This window comes from Salinarimonas sp., assembly GCF_040111675.1.
GTDB lineage: Bacteria > Pseudomonadota > Alphaproteobacteria > Rhizobiales > Beijerinckiaceae > Salinarimonas.
Genome location: NZ_CP157794.1, coordinates 861,869 through 877,526, shown reverse-complemented (window position 1 = coordinate 877,526; position 15,658 = coordinate 861,869). Strand labels below are relative to the sequence as shown.

Annotated in this window: 16 protein-coding genes and 1 tRNA gene; 11 read left to right on the top strand and 6 right to left on the bottom strand. The window is 71.7% G+C overall.

The features are described from left to right. Window positions 1-53 precede the first annotated feature (53 nt). The 4 genes from ABL310_RS04060 (at window position 54) to ABL310_RS04045 (ending at window position 3,248) form a co-directional block, all read left to right on the top strand. Entirely contained in the window at window positions 54-392 is a 339-nt protein-coding gene (locus ABL310_RS04060) for a helix-turn-helix transcriptional regulator (protein ID WP_349370427.1), read from the top strand. Then, on the top strand, window positions 382-1,668 hold the full coding sequence (locus ABL310_RS04055; protein WP_349370426.1) for a type II toxin-antitoxin system HipA family toxin: 1,287 nt from the start codon (window positions 382-384) through the stop codon (window positions 1,666-1,668). The genes ABL310_RS04060 and ABL310_RS04055 overlap by 11 nt, the downstream gene beginning before the upstream one ends. 81 nt (window positions 1,669-1,749) lie before the next feature. Continuing rightward, window positions 1,750-2,493 carry a VWA domain-containing protein gene (locus ABL310_RS04050; protein WP_349370425.1) on the top strand — a complete coding sequence of 248 codons (744 nt, stop codon included), beginning with the start codon at window positions 1,750-1,752 and terminating at the stop codon, window positions 2,491-2,493. A gap of 35 nt (window positions 2,494-2,528) precedes the next feature. Beyond that, window positions 2,529-3,248, top strand: a complete 720-nt coding sequence (locus ABL310_RS04045; RefSeq protein ID WP_349371990.1) for a DnaJ domain-containing protein — start codon at window positions 2,529-2,531, stop codon at window positions 3,246-3,248. Between the two features lie 115 nt (window positions 3,249-3,363). Here ABL310_RS04045 and ABL310_RS04040 read toward each other — a convergent pair whose 3' ends face one another. Further along, entirely contained in the window at window positions 3,364-4,968 is a 1,605-nt protein-coding gene (locus tag ABL310_RS04040; RefSeq protein ID WP_349370424.1) for a serine hydrolase, read from the bottom strand. 314 nt (window positions 4,969-5,282) lie between these two features. Here ABL310_RS04040 and ABL310_RS04035 point away from each other — a divergent pair, with 314 nt between their 5' ends. From ABL310_RS04035 to ABL310_RS04020, 4 genes are all read left to right on the top strand, one after another. Continuing rightward, window positions 5,283-5,618, top strand: coding sequence for a phasin family protein (locus ABL310_RS04035; protein WP_349370423.1), 336 nt, complete (start codon window positions 5,283-5,285; stop codon window positions 5,616-5,618). A 161-nt stretch (window positions 5,619-5,779) separates the two neighbouring features. After that, a tRNA-His gene (locus ABL310_RS04030) sits at window positions 5,780-5,856 on the top strand. Between the two features lie 107 nt (window positions 5,857-5,963). After that, on the top strand, window positions 5,964-7,031 hold the full coding sequence (locus ABL310_RS04025) for a tartrate dehydrogenase (protein WP_349370422.1): 1,068 nt from the start codon (window positions 5,964-5,966) through the stop codon (window positions 7,029-7,031). Further along, a complete protein-coding gene (locus ABL310_RS04020; RefSeq protein ID WP_349370421.1) occupies window positions 7,028-7,678 on the top strand; it encodes a hypothetical protein in 651 nt (216 codons plus the stop codon). Before ABL310_RS04025 ends, ABL310_RS04020 begins: the two co-directional genes overlap by 4 nt. 9 nt (window positions 7,679-7,687) lie before the next feature. On the opposite strand, the gene ABL310_RS04015 is transcribed toward ABL310_RS04020, so the two are convergent. The 3 genes from ABL310_RS04015 to ABL310_RS04005 form a co-directional block, all read right to left on the bottom strand. Continuing rightward, window positions 7,688-8,640, bottom strand: a protein-coding gene (locus ABL310_RS04015) for an IS630 family transposase (RefSeq protein WP_349368028.1) whose coding sequence is annotated in 2 segments (ribosomal slippage) — window positions 7,688-8,298 and window positions 8,298-8,640 — 954 coding nt in all. Because the reading frame shifts where the segments join, the coding sequence is not laid out codon by codon here. A gap of 298 nt (window positions 8,641-8,938) precedes the next feature. Then, the gene (locus ABL310_RS04010; RefSeq protein WP_349370420.1) at window positions 8,939-9,847 is read right to left on the bottom strand and encodes an iron-siderophore ABC transporter substrate-binding protein; all 909 of its coding nucleotides are present in this window, start codon (window positions 9,845-9,847) and stop codon (window positions 8,939-8,941) included. 12 nt (window positions 9,848-9,859) lie between these two features. Continuing rightward, window positions 9,860-10,078: a hypothetical protein gene (locus tag ABL310_RS04005; protein WP_349370419.1), complete on the bottom strand. Its 219-nt coding sequence runs from the start codon at window positions 10,076-10,078 to the stop codon at window positions 9,860-9,862. Window positions 10,079-10,376: 298 nt separating this feature from the next. Between ABL310_RS04005 and ABL310_RS04000 the strand changes: the two genes are divergently transcribed. Genes ABL310_RS04000 through ABL310_RS03990 form a run of 3 tightly spaced genes read left to right on the top strand, consistent with a single transcriptional unit; the run spans window position 10,377 to window position 13,280 of the window. Then, complete coding sequence (locus ABL310_RS04000) at window positions 10,377-11,378, top strand: iron ABC transporter permease (protein ID WP_349370418.1); 1,002 nt, start codon at window positions 10,377-10,379, stop codon at window positions 11,376-11,378. Then, the gene (locus ABL310_RS03995; protein WP_349370417.1) at window positions 11,375-12,433 is read left to right on the top strand and encodes an iron ABC transporter permease; all 1,059 of its coding nucleotides are present in this window, start codon (window positions 11,375-11,377) and stop codon (window positions 12,431-12,433) included. The genes ABL310_RS04000 and ABL310_RS03995 overlap by 4 nt, the downstream gene beginning before the upstream one ends. After that, a complete protein-coding gene (locus ABL310_RS03990) occupies window positions 12,426-13,280 on the top strand; it encodes an ABC transporter ATP-binding protein (protein WP_349370416.1) in 855 nt (284 codons plus the stop codon). Before ABL310_RS03995 ends, ABL310_RS03990 begins: the two co-directional genes overlap by 8 nt. Before the next feature lie 86 nt (window positions 13,281-13,366). Here the strand turns inward: ABL310_RS03990 and ABL310_RS03985 are convergent, their stop codons facing one another. Then, the gene (locus tag ABL310_RS03985; protein ID WP_349370415.1) at window positions 13,367-14,392 is read right to left on the bottom strand and encodes a class I fructose-bisphosphate aldolase; all 1,026 of its coding nucleotides are present in this window, start codon (window positions 14,390-14,392) and stop codon (window positions 13,367-13,369) included. Between the two features lie 51 nt (window positions 14,393-14,443). Then, window positions 14,444-15,649, bottom strand: coding sequence for a phosphoglycerate kinase (gene pgk / locus ABL310_RS03980; protein ID WP_349370414.1), 1,206 nt, complete (start codon window positions 15,647-15,649; stop codon window positions 14,444-14,446). Window positions 15,650-15,658: the final 9 nt, after the last annotated feature.

Sequence of the window (15,658 nt, the reverse complement as noted above, 5' to 3'; positions counted from 1 at the left end):
ATGTGCTATAAATAGATCATCAGCTTGTTTCCAGCCCTGTTTACGGAGCGCTCATGCCCAAGCCCGCAACGAGGCCCTATTCCCGGCGAGCCCGGGACGCCGCGGAGCTCCTCGGCCTGTCGATCCGCAACGCCCGGATCGATCGGCAGATGACCGTCGCCGAGGTGGCGGAGCGGGCGGGCGTGTCGCGCGGACTGGTGCATCGGATCGAGGCGGGAGACATGGGCTGCGCCATCGGCGCGGCGTTCGAGGTGGCCGCCGTCGTCGGCGCGCCCCTGTTCGAGCCGGAGCCGCGCACGCTCGCCCCCCACATCGCCGCGGCCAGGGACCGCCTGACGCTGCTCCCGAAAGCCGTGCGGCCCAGAACGCGAGCGGTGAAGGATGACTTCTGAGGCGCGCTTCGACGAGGCCTACGTATGGGTCTGGCTGCCCGGCGGGAAAGAGCCGGTCGTCGCCGGCCGCCTCGCCCGCGACGGGGACCGTCTCGTCTTCAACTACGGCCGGAGCTACCTCGCGCGCGAGAACGCGATCCCGCTCTACGAGCCGGAGCTGCCGCTGCGCCCCGGTGTCATTTTGCCGGAGCCCGGCCTTTCCATGGCGAGCTGCCTGCGCGACGCCGCGCCGGACGCATGGGGCCGCCGCGTGATCCTCAACCGGCTCGCCGGCCGAGCCGGCCCGGAGGCCGACGTCGCGTCGCTGGACGAGCTGACCTACCTGCTCGAGAGCGGATCGGATCGCGTCGGCGCGCTCGACTTCCAGCGATCCGCACGGAGCTACGTGCCGCGGCTCGCCCGCTCGGCGACGCTGAAGGAGCTGATGACGGCCGCAGAGCGGGTCGAGCGCGGGCTCCCGCTTCCGCCCGATCTCGACGCGGCCCTGTTCCACGGCACCTCGCTGGGCGGTGCGCGGCCGAAGGCGCTCGTGACGGAGGTCGATCGCAAGCTGATCGCGAAATTCTCCTCCTCCACCGACGTCTTCGACGTGGTCAAGGCCGAGTTCGTCGCCATGCGCATCGCCGCGCGGGTCGGCATCCGAACGGCGCCCGTCCAGCTCGCGCGCGCCGCGGGGAGGGACGTGCTCCTGGTGGAGCGGTTCGACCGGGTGCGAATGGAGGACGGCTGGCGCCGCAAGGCGATGGTCTCGGCCCTCACCCTGCTCGGGCTCGACGAGATGGCCGCGCGGTACGCCAGCTACGAGACGCTCGCGGAGATCGTCCGTATGCGCTTCGACGATCCCAAGGGCAGCCTGCGGGAGCTGTTCGCGCGGATGACGTTCAACATCCTGTGCGGAAACACCGACGACCACGCGCGCAACCACGCGGCCTTCTGGGACGGGGCGAGCCTCTCCTTCACGCCCGCCTACGACGTATGCCCCCAGGTCCGCACCGGCGGCGAGGCGAGCCAGGCGATGTCGATCACCGGCGCAGAGCGGCTGAGCCGGCTCGCCACGTGCATCAGGGCCGCGCCGGCTTTCCTCATGGATGCGGCCTCGGCCGAGGCGCTGATCGCCGACCAGATCCGCGCTCTGAAATCCGCCTGGGCGGACGTGTGTACGGAGGCCGGGCTCGGAGCCGCTCAGCAGGACCTGCTGCGCACCCGCGCGTTCCTCGCTCCCGTGATCTTCGAGGGCGCTCCGGAGCCGCTGCGGGCGCTCGCCGAACGGGCCTGAACGCTCCCTGCGGCCCCGGCGGCGATTGCATCGCGCGCTTCGCTCGCCAAATCATGGGGCGGACATGCGTGGAGGTCGGCGATGAGCGCGAGCGACGAGGATCGGGGCCGGTCCCTGGAGAAGGGCGGGGAGACGCGGCCGCAGGCGCCGAGCGGGGCGTCGGCCGTCGAGGCCTTTCTCGCCGACGCGAAGGCGCTCGCGCCGGTCGCGCCGACGGAAGGGCGCGGGCGTCTGGTCTTCGCGCTGGACGCCACGATGTCGCGTCAGCCCACCTGGGACCTCGCCTGCGGCCTACAGGCGCAGATGTTCGAGACCGCCTCCGAGATCGGCGGGCTCGACGTGCAGCTTCTCTATTTTCGCGGCTTCGCCGAATGCCGCGCCTCGCGCTGGGTCGGCGAGCCGAAGGCGCTCACCGGGCTGATGACCGGGATCGCCTGCCGAGGCGGCCACACGCAGATCGGGCGCGCGCTCTCCCATATCCGCAAGGAGGCCAAGGCCGGGCGGGTCGACGCCTTCGTCTTCGTGGGCGACGCCTTCGAGGAGCGCATCGACGACGTCTGCGCCGCGGCGGGCGAGCTCGGCCTTCTCGGCGTCAAGGGCTTCGTCTTCCAGGAGGGGCGCGACCCCACCGCGGAGCGGGCCCTGCGCGAGATCGCCCGGCTCACCGGCGGCGCCTACGAGCGCTTCGACGCCTCCGCGCCCGAGACCCTCGCCGGCCTCTTGCGCGCGGCCGCCGCCTATGCGAGCGGCGGGGACGCCGGCCTCGCGCGCCTCGCCTCCCGCGACGCGCACGCCCGCCGGCTGCTCACCGCCATGAAGCGCTGAGCCGGTCGGACGAGGGGGAGGAGAGCGCGCCGATGATCAGCCTGATGTACGGGCTCGCCGCCGTTTTCGCGTTCTGGTGGCTGATGCGCGCCTTCGCCAAGGCGAACCCGAAGGACCTCGCCAAGGTCGTCAAGCGGGTGGGCGGCGGCGCGCTGATCGCGGTGTCGATCCTGCTCGCCCTGCGCGGGCGCATCGACATGGCGATCCTGACGAGCGGCTTCGGCGCCTGGCTGCTGGGCTGGAGCCTGCCGTGGGCGCGGCACATACCGGGGCTCGGCGGCGGCGGATCGAAATCGAAGGGCCAGACCTCGAAGGTGCGCTCCGCCCTCATCGAGATGGAGCTGTCCCACGACACCGGCGACATGGACGGCACCGTCCTCGCCGGCAAGCAGGCGGGGCAGCGCCTGAACGGGCTCGACGAGGCGGCGCTGAAGGATCTCTACGCCGAGGCCGCCGCCTCCGACCCGGAGGGCGTGCGGCTGCTACAGGCGTATTTCGACCGCCGGTTTCCCGGATGGCGTCAGGACTCGCAGGGAGACGGCGACGCGGGGCCGCGCCGCGAGGCGAAGCCGGGCGCGATGTCGGAAGAGGAGGCCTACCAGATCCTGGGGCTTGAGCCGGGGGCGGGCCCCGACGACGTCCGGCGTGCGCACCGGAGCCTGATGATGAAGCTCCATCCCGACCAGGGGGGCTCGACGTATCTCGCCGCCCGGGTGAACGAAGCCAAGGAAATCCTTCTTCGCAGACATCGCTGATACTCCACGCGCGATAAGCCTGGGGACTGGACGGGGTTCGAGCCTCTCCGTTCTCGGAATTCGGCAGAGGGGGAGCGGCCCGCCGCGGAACGGCGGCGGACCGGAAAGACGACGGTCAGCTGCGCACGGCGTAGCAGTCGAACCCCTTGCGCTCGAGCGCGCGGCAGGCGTTCTGCGCGGCGTCCTTGCCGTCGAAGCCGGTGAAGCGGGCCCGGTAGAGCGTCGCCCCGTTCGACTCGATCTCCTCGGTGAACGGCGCCACCGTGGTGAGCGGGTTGCCGACGCGCGACTGGGCGCGCTGGAGCAGGTCGAAAGCGGCCTCCTCGGTGGGCGTCGCGGCGATCTGGATCACCCATTCGGTGAGGGCGTAGGTGCGCGCCGGCGGGGTCGGCGCGGCCTCGGCCTGGGGGGCCGTGGCCTGGGGCGGCAGGGGCACGGAGGCGTCCGCGGAGGCGACGACGATCTCCTGCCCGAGCGCGGTGTCGCCGACGGGCGCGTCCGCGGCGACGGGCGCCTCTCCGCGGGCCGGCAGCGGCGGCACCGGAGCGGTCTCGACGAGTGTGGAGGCGGGCTGCCCGGCGGCGAGGGAGGCGGTCTCGCTCACCTCGGGGATCGGCGCCGGCGGCAGCGGCACGCCATCCGCCGGCTGGCGCACGGCGGCGAAGGCCATGGCGCTCGCGGGGGCCGCGGCTGCGGCGGTATCGGAGCGCAGCGAGCCCGGCGTGACCGTGCTCGCCCCGGAGGCGGTGGCGACGGCGGGACGCATGCGCGAGAGATCGAGCGGCTGGCCGGGCGCGGCGGAAGCGACGAGCACCGCCGGGACCAGGTCCGCCGGCCGCGCCGGCGGCAGCGCCACGGCCACGGTGCCGCCGGGGCCCGCGATGATCGGCGTGCGGCGCGTGCCCGCATAGGCGCGGGGCAGCCAGCGCTCGACCAGGCGCTCCACGATGCCGTCGCGATGCGCGCCCGACTTCCCGCCCATGACGATGGTCACGATGTGGCGCCCGTTGGCCTTGGCGTTCGTCATCAGGTTGAAGCCCGAGGCGCGGATGAAGCCGGTCTTGATGCCGTCCACGCCCTCGACCCGGCCGAGCAGGCGATTGTGGTTGCGGTAGGTCTTGCCGGCGAAGCCGAAGCTGCGGCGCTGGAAATAGCGGTAATATTGCGGGAAGCGGTCCTGGATCGCGACGGCGAGGCGGGCCATGTCGCGCGCCGTCGTCACCTGGCCGTTGTCTGGCAGACCGTGCGGGTTGCGGAAGGTGGTCGAGGCCATGCCGAGCTCGCGGGCGCGCTGCGTCATCTGCCGGGCGAAGTTCTCCACCGACCCGCCGAGATTTTCGGCGACCACGGCGGCGACGTCGTTGGCCGACTTGGTGACGAGCGCGAGGATCGCGTCCTCGACCTCGATCGTCGAGCCGGCCCGCACGCCGATCTTCGAGGGCGGCTCGGCGGCGGCGCGCGCGGAGACGCGCAGCGGCGAGTCGAGCCGCAGGCGGCCGGCCTCCAGCTGCTCGAACAGCATGTAGAGGGTCATGACCTTCGTCAGCGACGCCGGATAGCGCCGCGCGTCTGCGTTCTCGGCGTGGAGGACCTCCCCCGTCTTCACGTCGATGACGAAGGCGGCATAGGGCGGGTTGTAGCCGGCGGCGGCCGGCGGCGGAGCGGCAACGATCGCCGCCAGGCCGCACAGGACCGTCAGCGCGAACGCGAGCTCGCGCATGACCAAAACGCTACGCTGTACCATCTGTGACCGTCCCCGTGTCTCGGTCGTGAACCCAAAGCTTCTTGGTCAGCCCGTCCCCGACGCGTTGCTGGCGCGTCACGATGTCAATGATGAGGCAAGCGCGGTTACGGAGGGGTTAAGCGACCGCTCGGGATTTCACCGGATATGTTGCACCGCACAAAAACCTTGACAGGCATGTTGCAGTGCACATAATGAGGATGGTCGCGGGACGGTCCGCGACGAGGGCCCGCCAGCGGCGCCCGATCCCGGACAGCCAGATGCGGCGCGCTCAGCGCCGGAGGAAGACGATCATGATGAACCAGTTCGACGATTTCCAGAAGCTCGGCAAGGAGAACATGGACGCCGCCATGAAGGCTTTCGGCGCCTTCTCCATGGGCGCTCAGCAGATCGCCGTCGAGTCCGCCGACTACGCCAAGAAGTCCTTCGAGCACTCGACCTCCACGCTCGAGAAGCTCGTCGGCGCCAAGACCCTCGACAAGGCCATCGAGATCCAGACGGACTACGTGAAGTCGACCTACGAGTCGATGGTGGCCCAGTCGACCAAGATGGGCGAGCTCTACGCGAGCCTCATGAAGGACGCGATGAAGCCCGTCGAGGCGATGATGGCGAAGCCGGTCGCCAAGTAAGGCTGCCGGCGGAGGCCGCGGCGCGCCCGCGCCGCCCTCCCCTTTCCGAGCGCCCGGCCACCGCCGGGCGTTTCGCGTTTTCCAGCCCCGAACGGGCTTGCAACGCGCCGCGTTTTGCGTCACATAGCGGGCCTGACGGCGGCCCCCGGTCGCCGCGCCATGCAGCTGTAGCTCAGTTGGTTAGAGCGTCGGATTGTGGCTCCGAAGGTCGGCGGTTCGAGTCCGCCCAGCTGTACCATTCTCCTCCCATCCGCATTGGCCCCGCCCCACGCTCCGCACGCTTCCCCGCGGCGCGCGCCTCTGTATGATCCCGCGCCACGAGAGCGACGGATCACGGAGGACGAGATGGCGCGCGCGTACAGGATCGCGGTGATCCCCGGCGACGGGATCGGCAAGGAAGTCGTGCCGGAGGGCGTGCGCGTTCTCGAGAAGGCGGCGGCGAAGCACGGCTTCTCGCTCGAGCTCGACTGGTTCGACTTCGCCTCCTGCGACTATTATTCCCGCCACGGCCGGATGATGCCCGAGGACTGGAAGGCGCGGATCGGCGGGCACGACGCCATCTTCTTCGGCGCGGTGGGCTGGCCGGACACGGTGCCGGACCACGTCTCGCTCTGGGGCTCGCTGCTGCTGTTCCGCCGCGAGTTCGACCAGTACGTCAACCTGCGCCCCGTCAAGCTGATGCCCGGCGTCCCCTCCCCGCTCGCGGGCCGCGGGCCGGGCGACATCGACTTCTTCGTCGTGCGCGAGAACACCGAGGGCGAGTATTCCTCGGTCGGCGGGCGCATGTTCGCCGGGACCGACCGCGAGGTGGTGATCCAGGAGACGGTGATGACGCGGGTCGGCGTCGACCGCGTGCTGAAATACGCCTTCGAGCTGGCGCAGCGCCGCCCGCGCAAGAAGCTGACCTCGGCCACGAAGTCGAACGGCATCTCCATCACCATGCCCTATTGGGACGAGCGCGTGGCCGAGATGGCGAGCGCCTATCCGGAGATCGCGGTGGACAAGTTCCACATCGACATCCTCACCGCGCATTTCGTGCTGCATCCGGACTGGTTCGACGTCGTCGTGGCCTCGAACCTCTTCGGCGACATCCTCTCCGATCTCGGCCCCGCCTGCACGGGCACGATCGGCATCGCGCCGTCGGGCAACATCAACCCGGAGGGCGACCACCCCTCGCTGTTCGAGCCGGTTCACGGCTCGGCGCCGGACATCGCGGGGGCGGGCGTCGCGAACCCGATCGGCCAGATCTGGTCGGGCGCGATGATGCTCGACCATCTGGGCGAGCGCGACGCCGCGGCCGAGATCGTCGCCGCGGTGGAGCGCACGCTCGCCGAGCGGACGCTGCGCACTCGCGATCTCGGCGGCAACGCCGGGACGGTGGAGTGCGGCAAGGCGGTGGAGGCGCAGCTGTGAGGCCGCGCGCCCTCGTCGCGACGCTGACGCTCTGCGCGCTCGCGAGCGCCGACGCCCACGCACAGAGCGCGGAAAAGTTCGCCTCCAAGGAGGAGCCCGCCACGCTCTCCTGCGACGGGCCGATCGGGCGTGACGCCGACGAGGCGGCGCTCGTCGCCGCCTTCGGCGCACGCAACGTCGCCCTCGCCGACATCTATGTCGGCGAGGGCGCGTTCGAGCCGGGGACCGCGATCTTTCCCGACGACGAGGCGCGGCGCATCGAGATCCTCTGGCACGACCCGGACGCGCGCCGTCGGCCGGCGCGGGTGATCCTGTACGACCTGTCCGGCACCCGTTTCGCCCTCGGCGACGGGGCGACGCTGGCGCCCGGCGCCAGTCTCGCGCAGGTCGAGGCGGCGAACGGGGGACCGTTCGACCTCTACGGCTTCGAGTGGGATTACGGCGGCACGGTCGGCGACTGGCGCGGCGGTCGGCTCGGCGCGCTGCCCGGCGGCTGCCTGCTGTTCGCGCGGCTGGCGGCTGATCCGGATGCCGACCCCGACGCCCTCGCGTCCGTCGCGGGCGACAGCCTCTTCTCCTCGGACGACCCGGCGATGCGGGCGGCGCAGCCGATCCTGTGGACGCTGTCCTACGGCTGGGCGGACTAGAGCAGATTCTCACCACTCGGGTTCATATCCTGCTGCGGTGAAGAAGTTCGCGCATTCCTCTGGCGGGAAGGCTTCGATGGCGTCGGCGACGGCGCTCCAGAGGGCGTCGCGCGTCCGGGCGGCGACCTTCCTGAGCAGGGCCTTCAGCTTGGCGAAGGCGTTCTCGATGGGGTTGAAGTCCGGGCTGTAGGGCGGCAGGAAGCGCAGCTCGGCTCCGGCCGCCTCGATGGCCTCGCGCACGGCGGGGGTCTTGTGGCTGGCGAGGTTGTCCATGATCACCACGTCGCCGGGGCTCAGCGTCGGAACCAGGACCTGCTGGACGTAGGCGAGGAAGCTCGCCGCGTTGATCGCGCCGTCGATCAGCATCGGCGCGTCGATCCCGCCGATCCTGAGCCCGGCCACGAAGGTCGTGGTGCGCCAATGGCCGTGAGGGATGCCGGCGCGCAGGCGCTCGCCTTCGGGGGCGCGGCCCCGCAACCGCGCCATCTTGGTGTTGAGCCAGGTCTCGTCGATGAAGATCAGCCGCTGCGGGTCGAGCTCGGGCTGCTCCTCGAACCAGGCCTCGCGGGCCGCGGCGACGTCGGCGCGGTCCTGCTCGCTGGCGTGGCCGGACTTTTTTTGAACGTCAGGCCGTGGCGGCCGAAGAAGCGGTGCACCGTCGAGGGCGCGAAGCGCTCGCCGTGCTCGCGCTCGAGCCGCTCGGCGATCTCGACGAGGGTGAGATCCGGCGCCTCCTCCACCATCGCGAGGATGACCGGGCCGAGCGCCTCGATCCGCCCGGACCGCGTGTCGCCGCCTTGCGCCCGCGGCGCGACCGAGCCCGTCTCGCGCCGAAGGTTGAACCACTTCACCGCCGCGGACGGCGCGATCCCGAAGCGGTCCGCCGCGGCCCGGCGGCTCATGCCGGCATCGACCGCAGCGAGGACGCGCTGCCTCAGATCCATCGAGAGGGGCTTCGTCATGGCGGCTGGCCTCCTCCGCCAGCCTCTACCGTGAATCACGAACTGGCCTCGAAGGGAATCCCCCGCGCGATTCCATCAGGAAGCGATCTGCTCTAGAGCGGTTCCCGACCTGATGCGATCAGGTCGGAACAGCTCTCGATTCACGTTTGGAGCATGGTCGCGCGAGAAGATCGGCGAGCGCGGCGCGGTCGTGCAGCGCCGCGGCGGGGGACGCCCTCTGCGCTCCCGAGACGCAGCCGCGTCGCGAAGGGCGCGGCCGCCGGGGGAAGCGCGATCCCCGCCTCGGCGGGACGCGTCCTCATTCGAGGCCGTAGATCGCCTCGAGATCGTCGAGCATGCGGTTCGCCGCGAGAACGCCGCCGGCGGTGTTCCAGACCGCGTCGTCGACCCGGTGGACGTTTCCGGCCTTCACCACCTCGAGCGCCTGCCAGAGCGGCTCGTCCATCCAGTCGGTCTCGGCGGCGAGGGCGTCGCCCTCCCCCGTCTCGTAGACGAAGTAGAACAGGCGATCGCCCTCCATCTCGGGAATGCGCTCCTTCGTGACCTGCTCGGCGAAGGCCTCCTTGTCCTGCGCCGGCGGGCGCGCGAAGCCGATCTGGTCGAGGATGATGCCGGCGAAGGTATCGGTGTAGTAGATCCGCGTCGCCTGCGGCATGAAGCGCACGAGCGAGATCTCCTCGGCCGCCCGCTCGCCGAGCCGCTCGCCGATCGAGGCCGTGCGCGCGGCGAAGGCGTCGAGCACGGTCGCGCCCTCGTCCTCGCGGCCGAGGGCCTCGGCGTAGAGGGCGAAATTGTCCTGCCAGGCGCCGCGCAGGGTCTCCGAGAGCACGGTCGGCGCGATGGACGCGAGCTGGGGATAGATCTCCTCCTGGCGCATCTTGTTGCCGATGATCAGGTCCGGCTGGAGGGCCGCGATCAGCTCGAGGTTCGGCGCGTGCTCGGTGCCGAGCACGGTGACGCCCTCCATCTCGTCGGCGATATGGGCGTACCACGGGTCGCCGAGCCAGGACTTCACCGCGCCGACGGGCGTGACGCCGAGCGCGAGGAGCGCCTCCGTGCCCTCGTTGGTGAGAACGACGACGCGCTGCGGGTCGTCGGGAACCTCCGTCGCGCCCATGGCGTGCTCGACGCTGCGGGCGGCGGCGGGGAGCGCGAGGACGACGGAGAGGAGCGCGGCGAGGGCCGCGGGCTTGAACGGGTGTCGCATCGGGGGATCCTGTCAGCTGGCGGGCAGGCGCCGCGCCGGGGTCGGGGGCGTGCTCTCGACGATCGGCGCGGCCGGCGGCTCGCCGGGGCGGTCCGCCCGGCAGCGGCAGCAGCCCTCGGCCGCGAGCAGCGTCGCGTCCGCCGCGCAGCAATCGCCGTCGGCGGCGAGAGCCTGGGTGACGAGCTCGCGGCGCGCCTCGCGGCGTCGGTCGGGCTCGGCGGCGTCGCTCATGCGATGAGCTCCGCGATCGCCGCGCCGGTGATCAGCACGGCGGCGGCGAGGCCGAAGGCGATCTCGCGGACCGGCAGGGGATGGCGGGCGCGGAACATGGCGGGCCGTCTCGTCGAAAGCGAACGCGCGCACCATGACGAGCGCGCAAGTGTTCGTCAAGCATAAGCAAGAACATTGGAAATGGAATTGTTCCAAACTGGAACCTACGCGCGTGCTCGTCGTACAGTTTTCTGGACATCTCCGGTGAAGACTTGCTAAAGCCCCGGGCCTCGAAACGCCGCACCGGGTCCACGCTCCCATGTCCCCCCGCTCGAGCCTCGTCCCGACGCTCGCCTGGCTCCTGCCGGCGCTCCTCGCCGGCATCGCCGCGAGCCTGTCGCTCGGGCTCCAGGAATATGCGCCTGGGACCGTCGCGGGCGCGCTCCTCACCTTCGACGGCTCGACGGCGCATCACGTCGTGCGCGACCTGCGCCTGCCGAGGGCGCTGATCGCTCCCGTGGCGGGGGCGAGCCTCGGCGTCGCGGGCGTGCTGATCCAGACGCTGGTGCGCAACCGCATCGCCGCGCCCGACGTGCTCGGCCTCAATGCCGGCGCGGCGCTCGCCGTCGTCGCGGCGACGGTCTTGTTCGGCGTGGGCGCGCTGGCGGCCTTGTCGCTGATCGCGGCGGCGGGCGCGCTTCTCACGGCGCTCCTGATCTTCGCCGTCGCCCATGCCGGCGGCGGGGCACGAGCCGCGATGTCGCCGGCGCGGACGGTCCTCGCCGGAATCACGCTCGCCGGGCTGATGATCTCGCTCGTCCAGGTGATCCTCACCACCGACGAGGCGACCCTCGACGAGCTCCTGTTCTGGCTCGCGGGCGCCTTCGCCGACCGGCCGCTGACGCTGCTCGCCGCGAGCGGCTGGCTGGTTGTCCTGGGCCTCTTCGCCGCGTTCGCCGTGGCGCGCCCGCTCGACGCGCTCCTCGCCGACGAGGACACGGCGCGCGGCCTCGGCGTGCCGCTGGTGCGGGTGCGCGCCACGGCGTTCGGGGCGATCGCGGCCCTCACCGGCGGGGCGGTGGCGCTGGCGGGGCCCGTCGGCTTCATCGGCCTCGTCGCGCCCCACGTCGCGCGCCGTCTCGTCGGCCTAGCGCACCGCGACCTGATCCCGGTCGCGGCGCTCGTCGGCGCCGTGTTCGCGCTCCTCGCCGATGTCGGCGCGCGCTACCTGATCCACCCCGCCGAGGTCCCCGTCGGCGTGGTCACCGCCCTCGTCGGCGCGCCGGTCCTGATCGCGCTTCTGCGCCGGAGGGCGGCGTGAGCGCCCGCGGCCTCGTCCTGCGCGCGGGCGACTTCTCGCGCCTCGTCGCGCCCCGCGCGCTCGCGACCCTCGCCGGGCTCGCGCTCGGCCTCGTCCTGGCGATGCTCGTCTCGATCGCGCTCGGCTCGACCTGGATCCCGCTCGAGCGCGTCGTCGCCGCCCTCCTCGGCGCGGGCGAGACGACGGACGCGCTGATCGTCGGCCAGTTCCGCGCGCCGCGGGCCTTCCAGGCGGCCCTGGCCGGCGCCTGCCTCGGCGTCGCCGGCTTCCTGCTGCAGCGGGCGACGCGCAACCCCCTCGCCGCGCCCTCCGTGCTCGGCATCGTCGACGGGGCCGGGCTCGGGGTGATCCTGTTCCTGACCGTGTTCTCGAACGACCACAACGCGCTCACGGTCTCGATCCACTGGCAGCCCCTCGCCGCCGTGCTCGGCGGGCTCGCCCTCGTCGCGCTGGTCTTCGCGCTCGGCGCGCGCGAGCTCGCCCAGCCCGTGCGGCTCATCCTCTACGGGGTGGCGCTCGCCGCGCTCGCCAAGGCGGCGACGACGACCCTGATGATCACCGGCCCGATCTACCGCACCAGCCAGGCGCTGCACTGGCTCGCGGGATCGGTCCACAGCGCCGTCTGGGGCGAGGTCGCGCTCGCCGCCGCCATCGCCGCGCCGCTGGCGCTCGCCGTGGCGCTCCTGGCGCGCCGGCTCGACACGCTCGACCTCGACGGCGACAGCGCGCGCGGCGTCGGCCTGCCGCTGCTTTCGACCCGCGCCGGCGCGATCGTGCTGGCGGCCGGGCTCACGGCGACGGCGATCGCCTTCGCTGGCGGGATCGGCTTCGTCGGCCTCGTGGCGCCCCATCTCGCCCGCATGCTGACGGGCCGCGCCGCGGGGCCGGGCCTCCTCGCCTCCGCCCTCGTTGGCGCGCTGATGGTGGTTGGCGCCGATCTCGTCGTGCGCGTCCTGTTCGCGCCGACCGAGGTGCCGGCCGGCGCCGTCACCGCCCTCGTCGGCGCGCCGTATCTCCTCTATCTCCTCACCCGCCGGAGCCGCGCCGATGGCTGACACGATCCGCGTCGAGGGCCTCTCCCTCGCCTACGGCCCGCGCACGGCGCTCGACCGCGTCGACCTCGCCCTCCCCCGCGACGCGGTGACCGTGCTCGCCGGCCCGAACGGCTGCGGGAAGTCGACGCTGCTGCGCGCCATCCGCCGGCTGGCCATGCCCTCCGAGGGGCTCGTTCGGCTCGACGACGTCGACGTCGCGACCCTCTCCGGCACGGCGCTCGCGAAGAAGATCGCGCTCCTCGCGCAATCGCCCTCGGCGCCGGAGGACCTCACCGTGTTCGGCCTCGTGCGGCTCGGCCGCTACCCGCACCAGAGCCTGTGGCGGCAATGGTCGCGGGAGGACGCGGAGGCGGTGGAGGCGGCCATGGTCGCGACCGGCGTCGCCGATCTCGCCGAGCGTCCCCTCGACACCCTGTCCGGCGGCCAGCGCCAGCGCGTCTGGCTCGCCATGACGCTGGCCCAGGACGCCCCGATCCTGTGCCTCGACGAGCCGATCAACCACCTGGACCTCGCCCACCAGCTCGACTGCCTCGCCCTGGTGCGCCGCCTCGTGCGCGAGCGCGGCCGCACCGTGGTGGTCGTCCTCCACGACCTCAACCTCGCCGCCCGCACGGCCGACCACCTCGTCGTGCTGCGCGACGGCCGCGTCCACGCGCAGGGCCGCCCGGCGGAGCTCCTCGACGAGAGCCTGGTGCGCGCCGTCTTCGGCGTGGAGAGCCGCGTGATCCGCGATCCCGTGCACGGCAGCCCGCTGGTGGTGCCGATCGGGACCTTGGCGGGGGCTGGAGAGGGGGCTGGAGCGCCTGGACGAGATGCCCTCGTGCCGGCTCGTCGCCGGGGCGGCTGAGCTGAAAAAAGCCCCCGCCGTTCCCGGCGGGGGCTCGCATCGTTCCATCCTCGCACATCGGGCCGCACACGCGGCCCTGACCGGCCTCACGCGGCCTGCTTCTCCAGCTTCGGCGACCACTCGCCCACCGAGGCGAGGCCGTTCATGCGGGCGCGGTGGTTGAAGGCGGCCTTGCCGGCCTCGACGTTCTCCGTCTTGCCGGACCACGCCTTCTGCGGCGCGGCCTGGAGGGCGCGGCCGTAGGAGAAGGTCATGTGCCAGGGGAAGCCGCCGATCTCGTTCATCTTGTTGAGATGGGCGGTGGCCTCCTCGTCGGACTGGCCGCCGGAGAGATAAGCGATGCCCGGCACCGCCACCGGCACGCAGCGCTCGAGCACCTGGATGGTGCGCTCGGCCACCTCGTCGACCGACGCCTTCTTCCGGCACTTCTTGCCCGGCACGATCATGTTGGGCTTGAGAACCGTGCCTTCCAGCACGACGCGCATCTCGTAGAGCTCCTGGTAGAGGGTCTTGAGCACCCACTCCGTGACCTCGGCGCAGCGCTGGATCGTGTGGTCGCCGTCCATCAGCACCTCGGGCTCGACGATCGGCACGATGTCGTTCTCCTGGCAGATGGCGGCGTAGCGCGCGAGCGCGTGCATGTTGGCCTTGACCGCCGTCCAGGTCGGGACGCCGTCGGCGATGTCGATCACCGCGCGCCACTTGGCGAAGCGGGCGCCCAGCTCGTAATACTCCTTCATCCGCGCCGGCAGGCCGTCCAGGCCCTCCGTGATGGTCTCGCCCGGGCAGCCCGGCAGGGGCTTCGCGCCCGCGTCGACCTTGATGCCGGGGATCGAGCCGGCCTTCTTGATCAGCTCGACCATCGGCGTGCCGTCGACGGCCTTCTGGCGGATGGTCTCGTCGAACAGGATCACGCCCGAGATGCGCTCGGACATGGCCGGCTCGCTGCGGAACATGAACTCGCGATAGTCGCGACGATTCTCTTCCGTGTTCTCGACGCCGATGGCGTCGAAGCGCTTCTTGATCGTCGAGGTGCTCTCGTCCGCCGCGAGGATGCCCTTGCCGGGCTGCACCATCGCGTAGGCCACCTCGGTCAGCTGGTCGATGTTCATCCCACCCGTTCCTTTCACCTGCATATCGTCACGATTATCGAAGGGAATGCGTCAGCGGCGCAGCGCCTCGACGCCCGGCAGGCTCTTGCCCTCGAGCCATTCGAGGAAGGCGCCGCCCGCGGTCGAGACGTAGGAGAAGTCGTCGGCGACGCCCGCGTGGTTGAGCGCCGAGACCGTGTCGCCGCCGCCCGCGACGGACACGAGCCTGCCTTCGCGGGTGCGCTCGGCCGCGAAGCGCGCGGCCTCCACCGTGCCCTTGTCGAAGGGCGTCTTCTCGAAGGCGCCGAGGGGGCCGTTCCAGACGAGCGTCTTCGCGTCGCCGATCGCCGCGCGCACGCGATCGACCGAGAGCGAGCCGACGTCGAGGATCATGCCCTCGTCCGGAATGGCGTCGATGCCGTATTCGTGGTGCGGCGCGTGCTCCTCGAACTTCTCCGCCACCATGGCGTCGACGGGCAGCACGATGGCGCAGTTCGTCGTCTTGGCCTTGTCGAGGATGCGCTGGGCGGTGGCCGCGAGATCGCGCTCGGCCAAGGACTTGCCGACCGAGACGCCGATGGCGTGGAGGAAGGTGTTGGCCATGCCCCCGCCGATGACGAGGCTGTCGACCTTCGAGACGAGGTTCTCGAGCAGCTCGAGCTTGGTCGAGACCTTGGCCCCGCCGACGACGGCGCAGACCGGTCGCTCGGGATGCTCGAGCGCCTTCGTCAGCGCGTCGAGCTCGGCCTGCATGGCGCGGCCGGCGAAGGCCGGAAGGACATGCGCGACGCCCTCGGTCGAGGCGTGGGCCCGATGGGCGGCGGAGAAGGCGTCATTGACGAAGACGTCGCCGTTCTCGGCGAGCGCACGCGCGAAATCCGCCTCGTTCTTCTCCTCGCCCGCGTGGAAGCGGGTGTTCTCGAGGAGCAGCACGTCGCCGTTCTGCAGCTTCGCCACCGCGTCTCGGGCCGCATCGCCGACGCAGTCCTCGGCGAAGGCGACGTCGCGGTTCAGCGCGTCCGAGAGGGCGCCGACGACCTGCGAGAGGCTTTCGCTCTCGACGCGCTTGCCCTTCGGCCGGCCGAAATGGGCGAGCAGGATCACCCGGCCGCCCTTGTCGGCGATCTCGCGGATGGTGGGGACGACGCGCTCGATGCGGGTCGCGTCGGTGACGCGGCCGTCCTCGACGGGAACATTGAGATCGACGCGCACGAGCACGCGCTTGCCGCGCGGCTCGGCGTCGTCGAGGGTTCGGAAGGCGCTCGTGGTGGCGGCCATGGCGGGCAC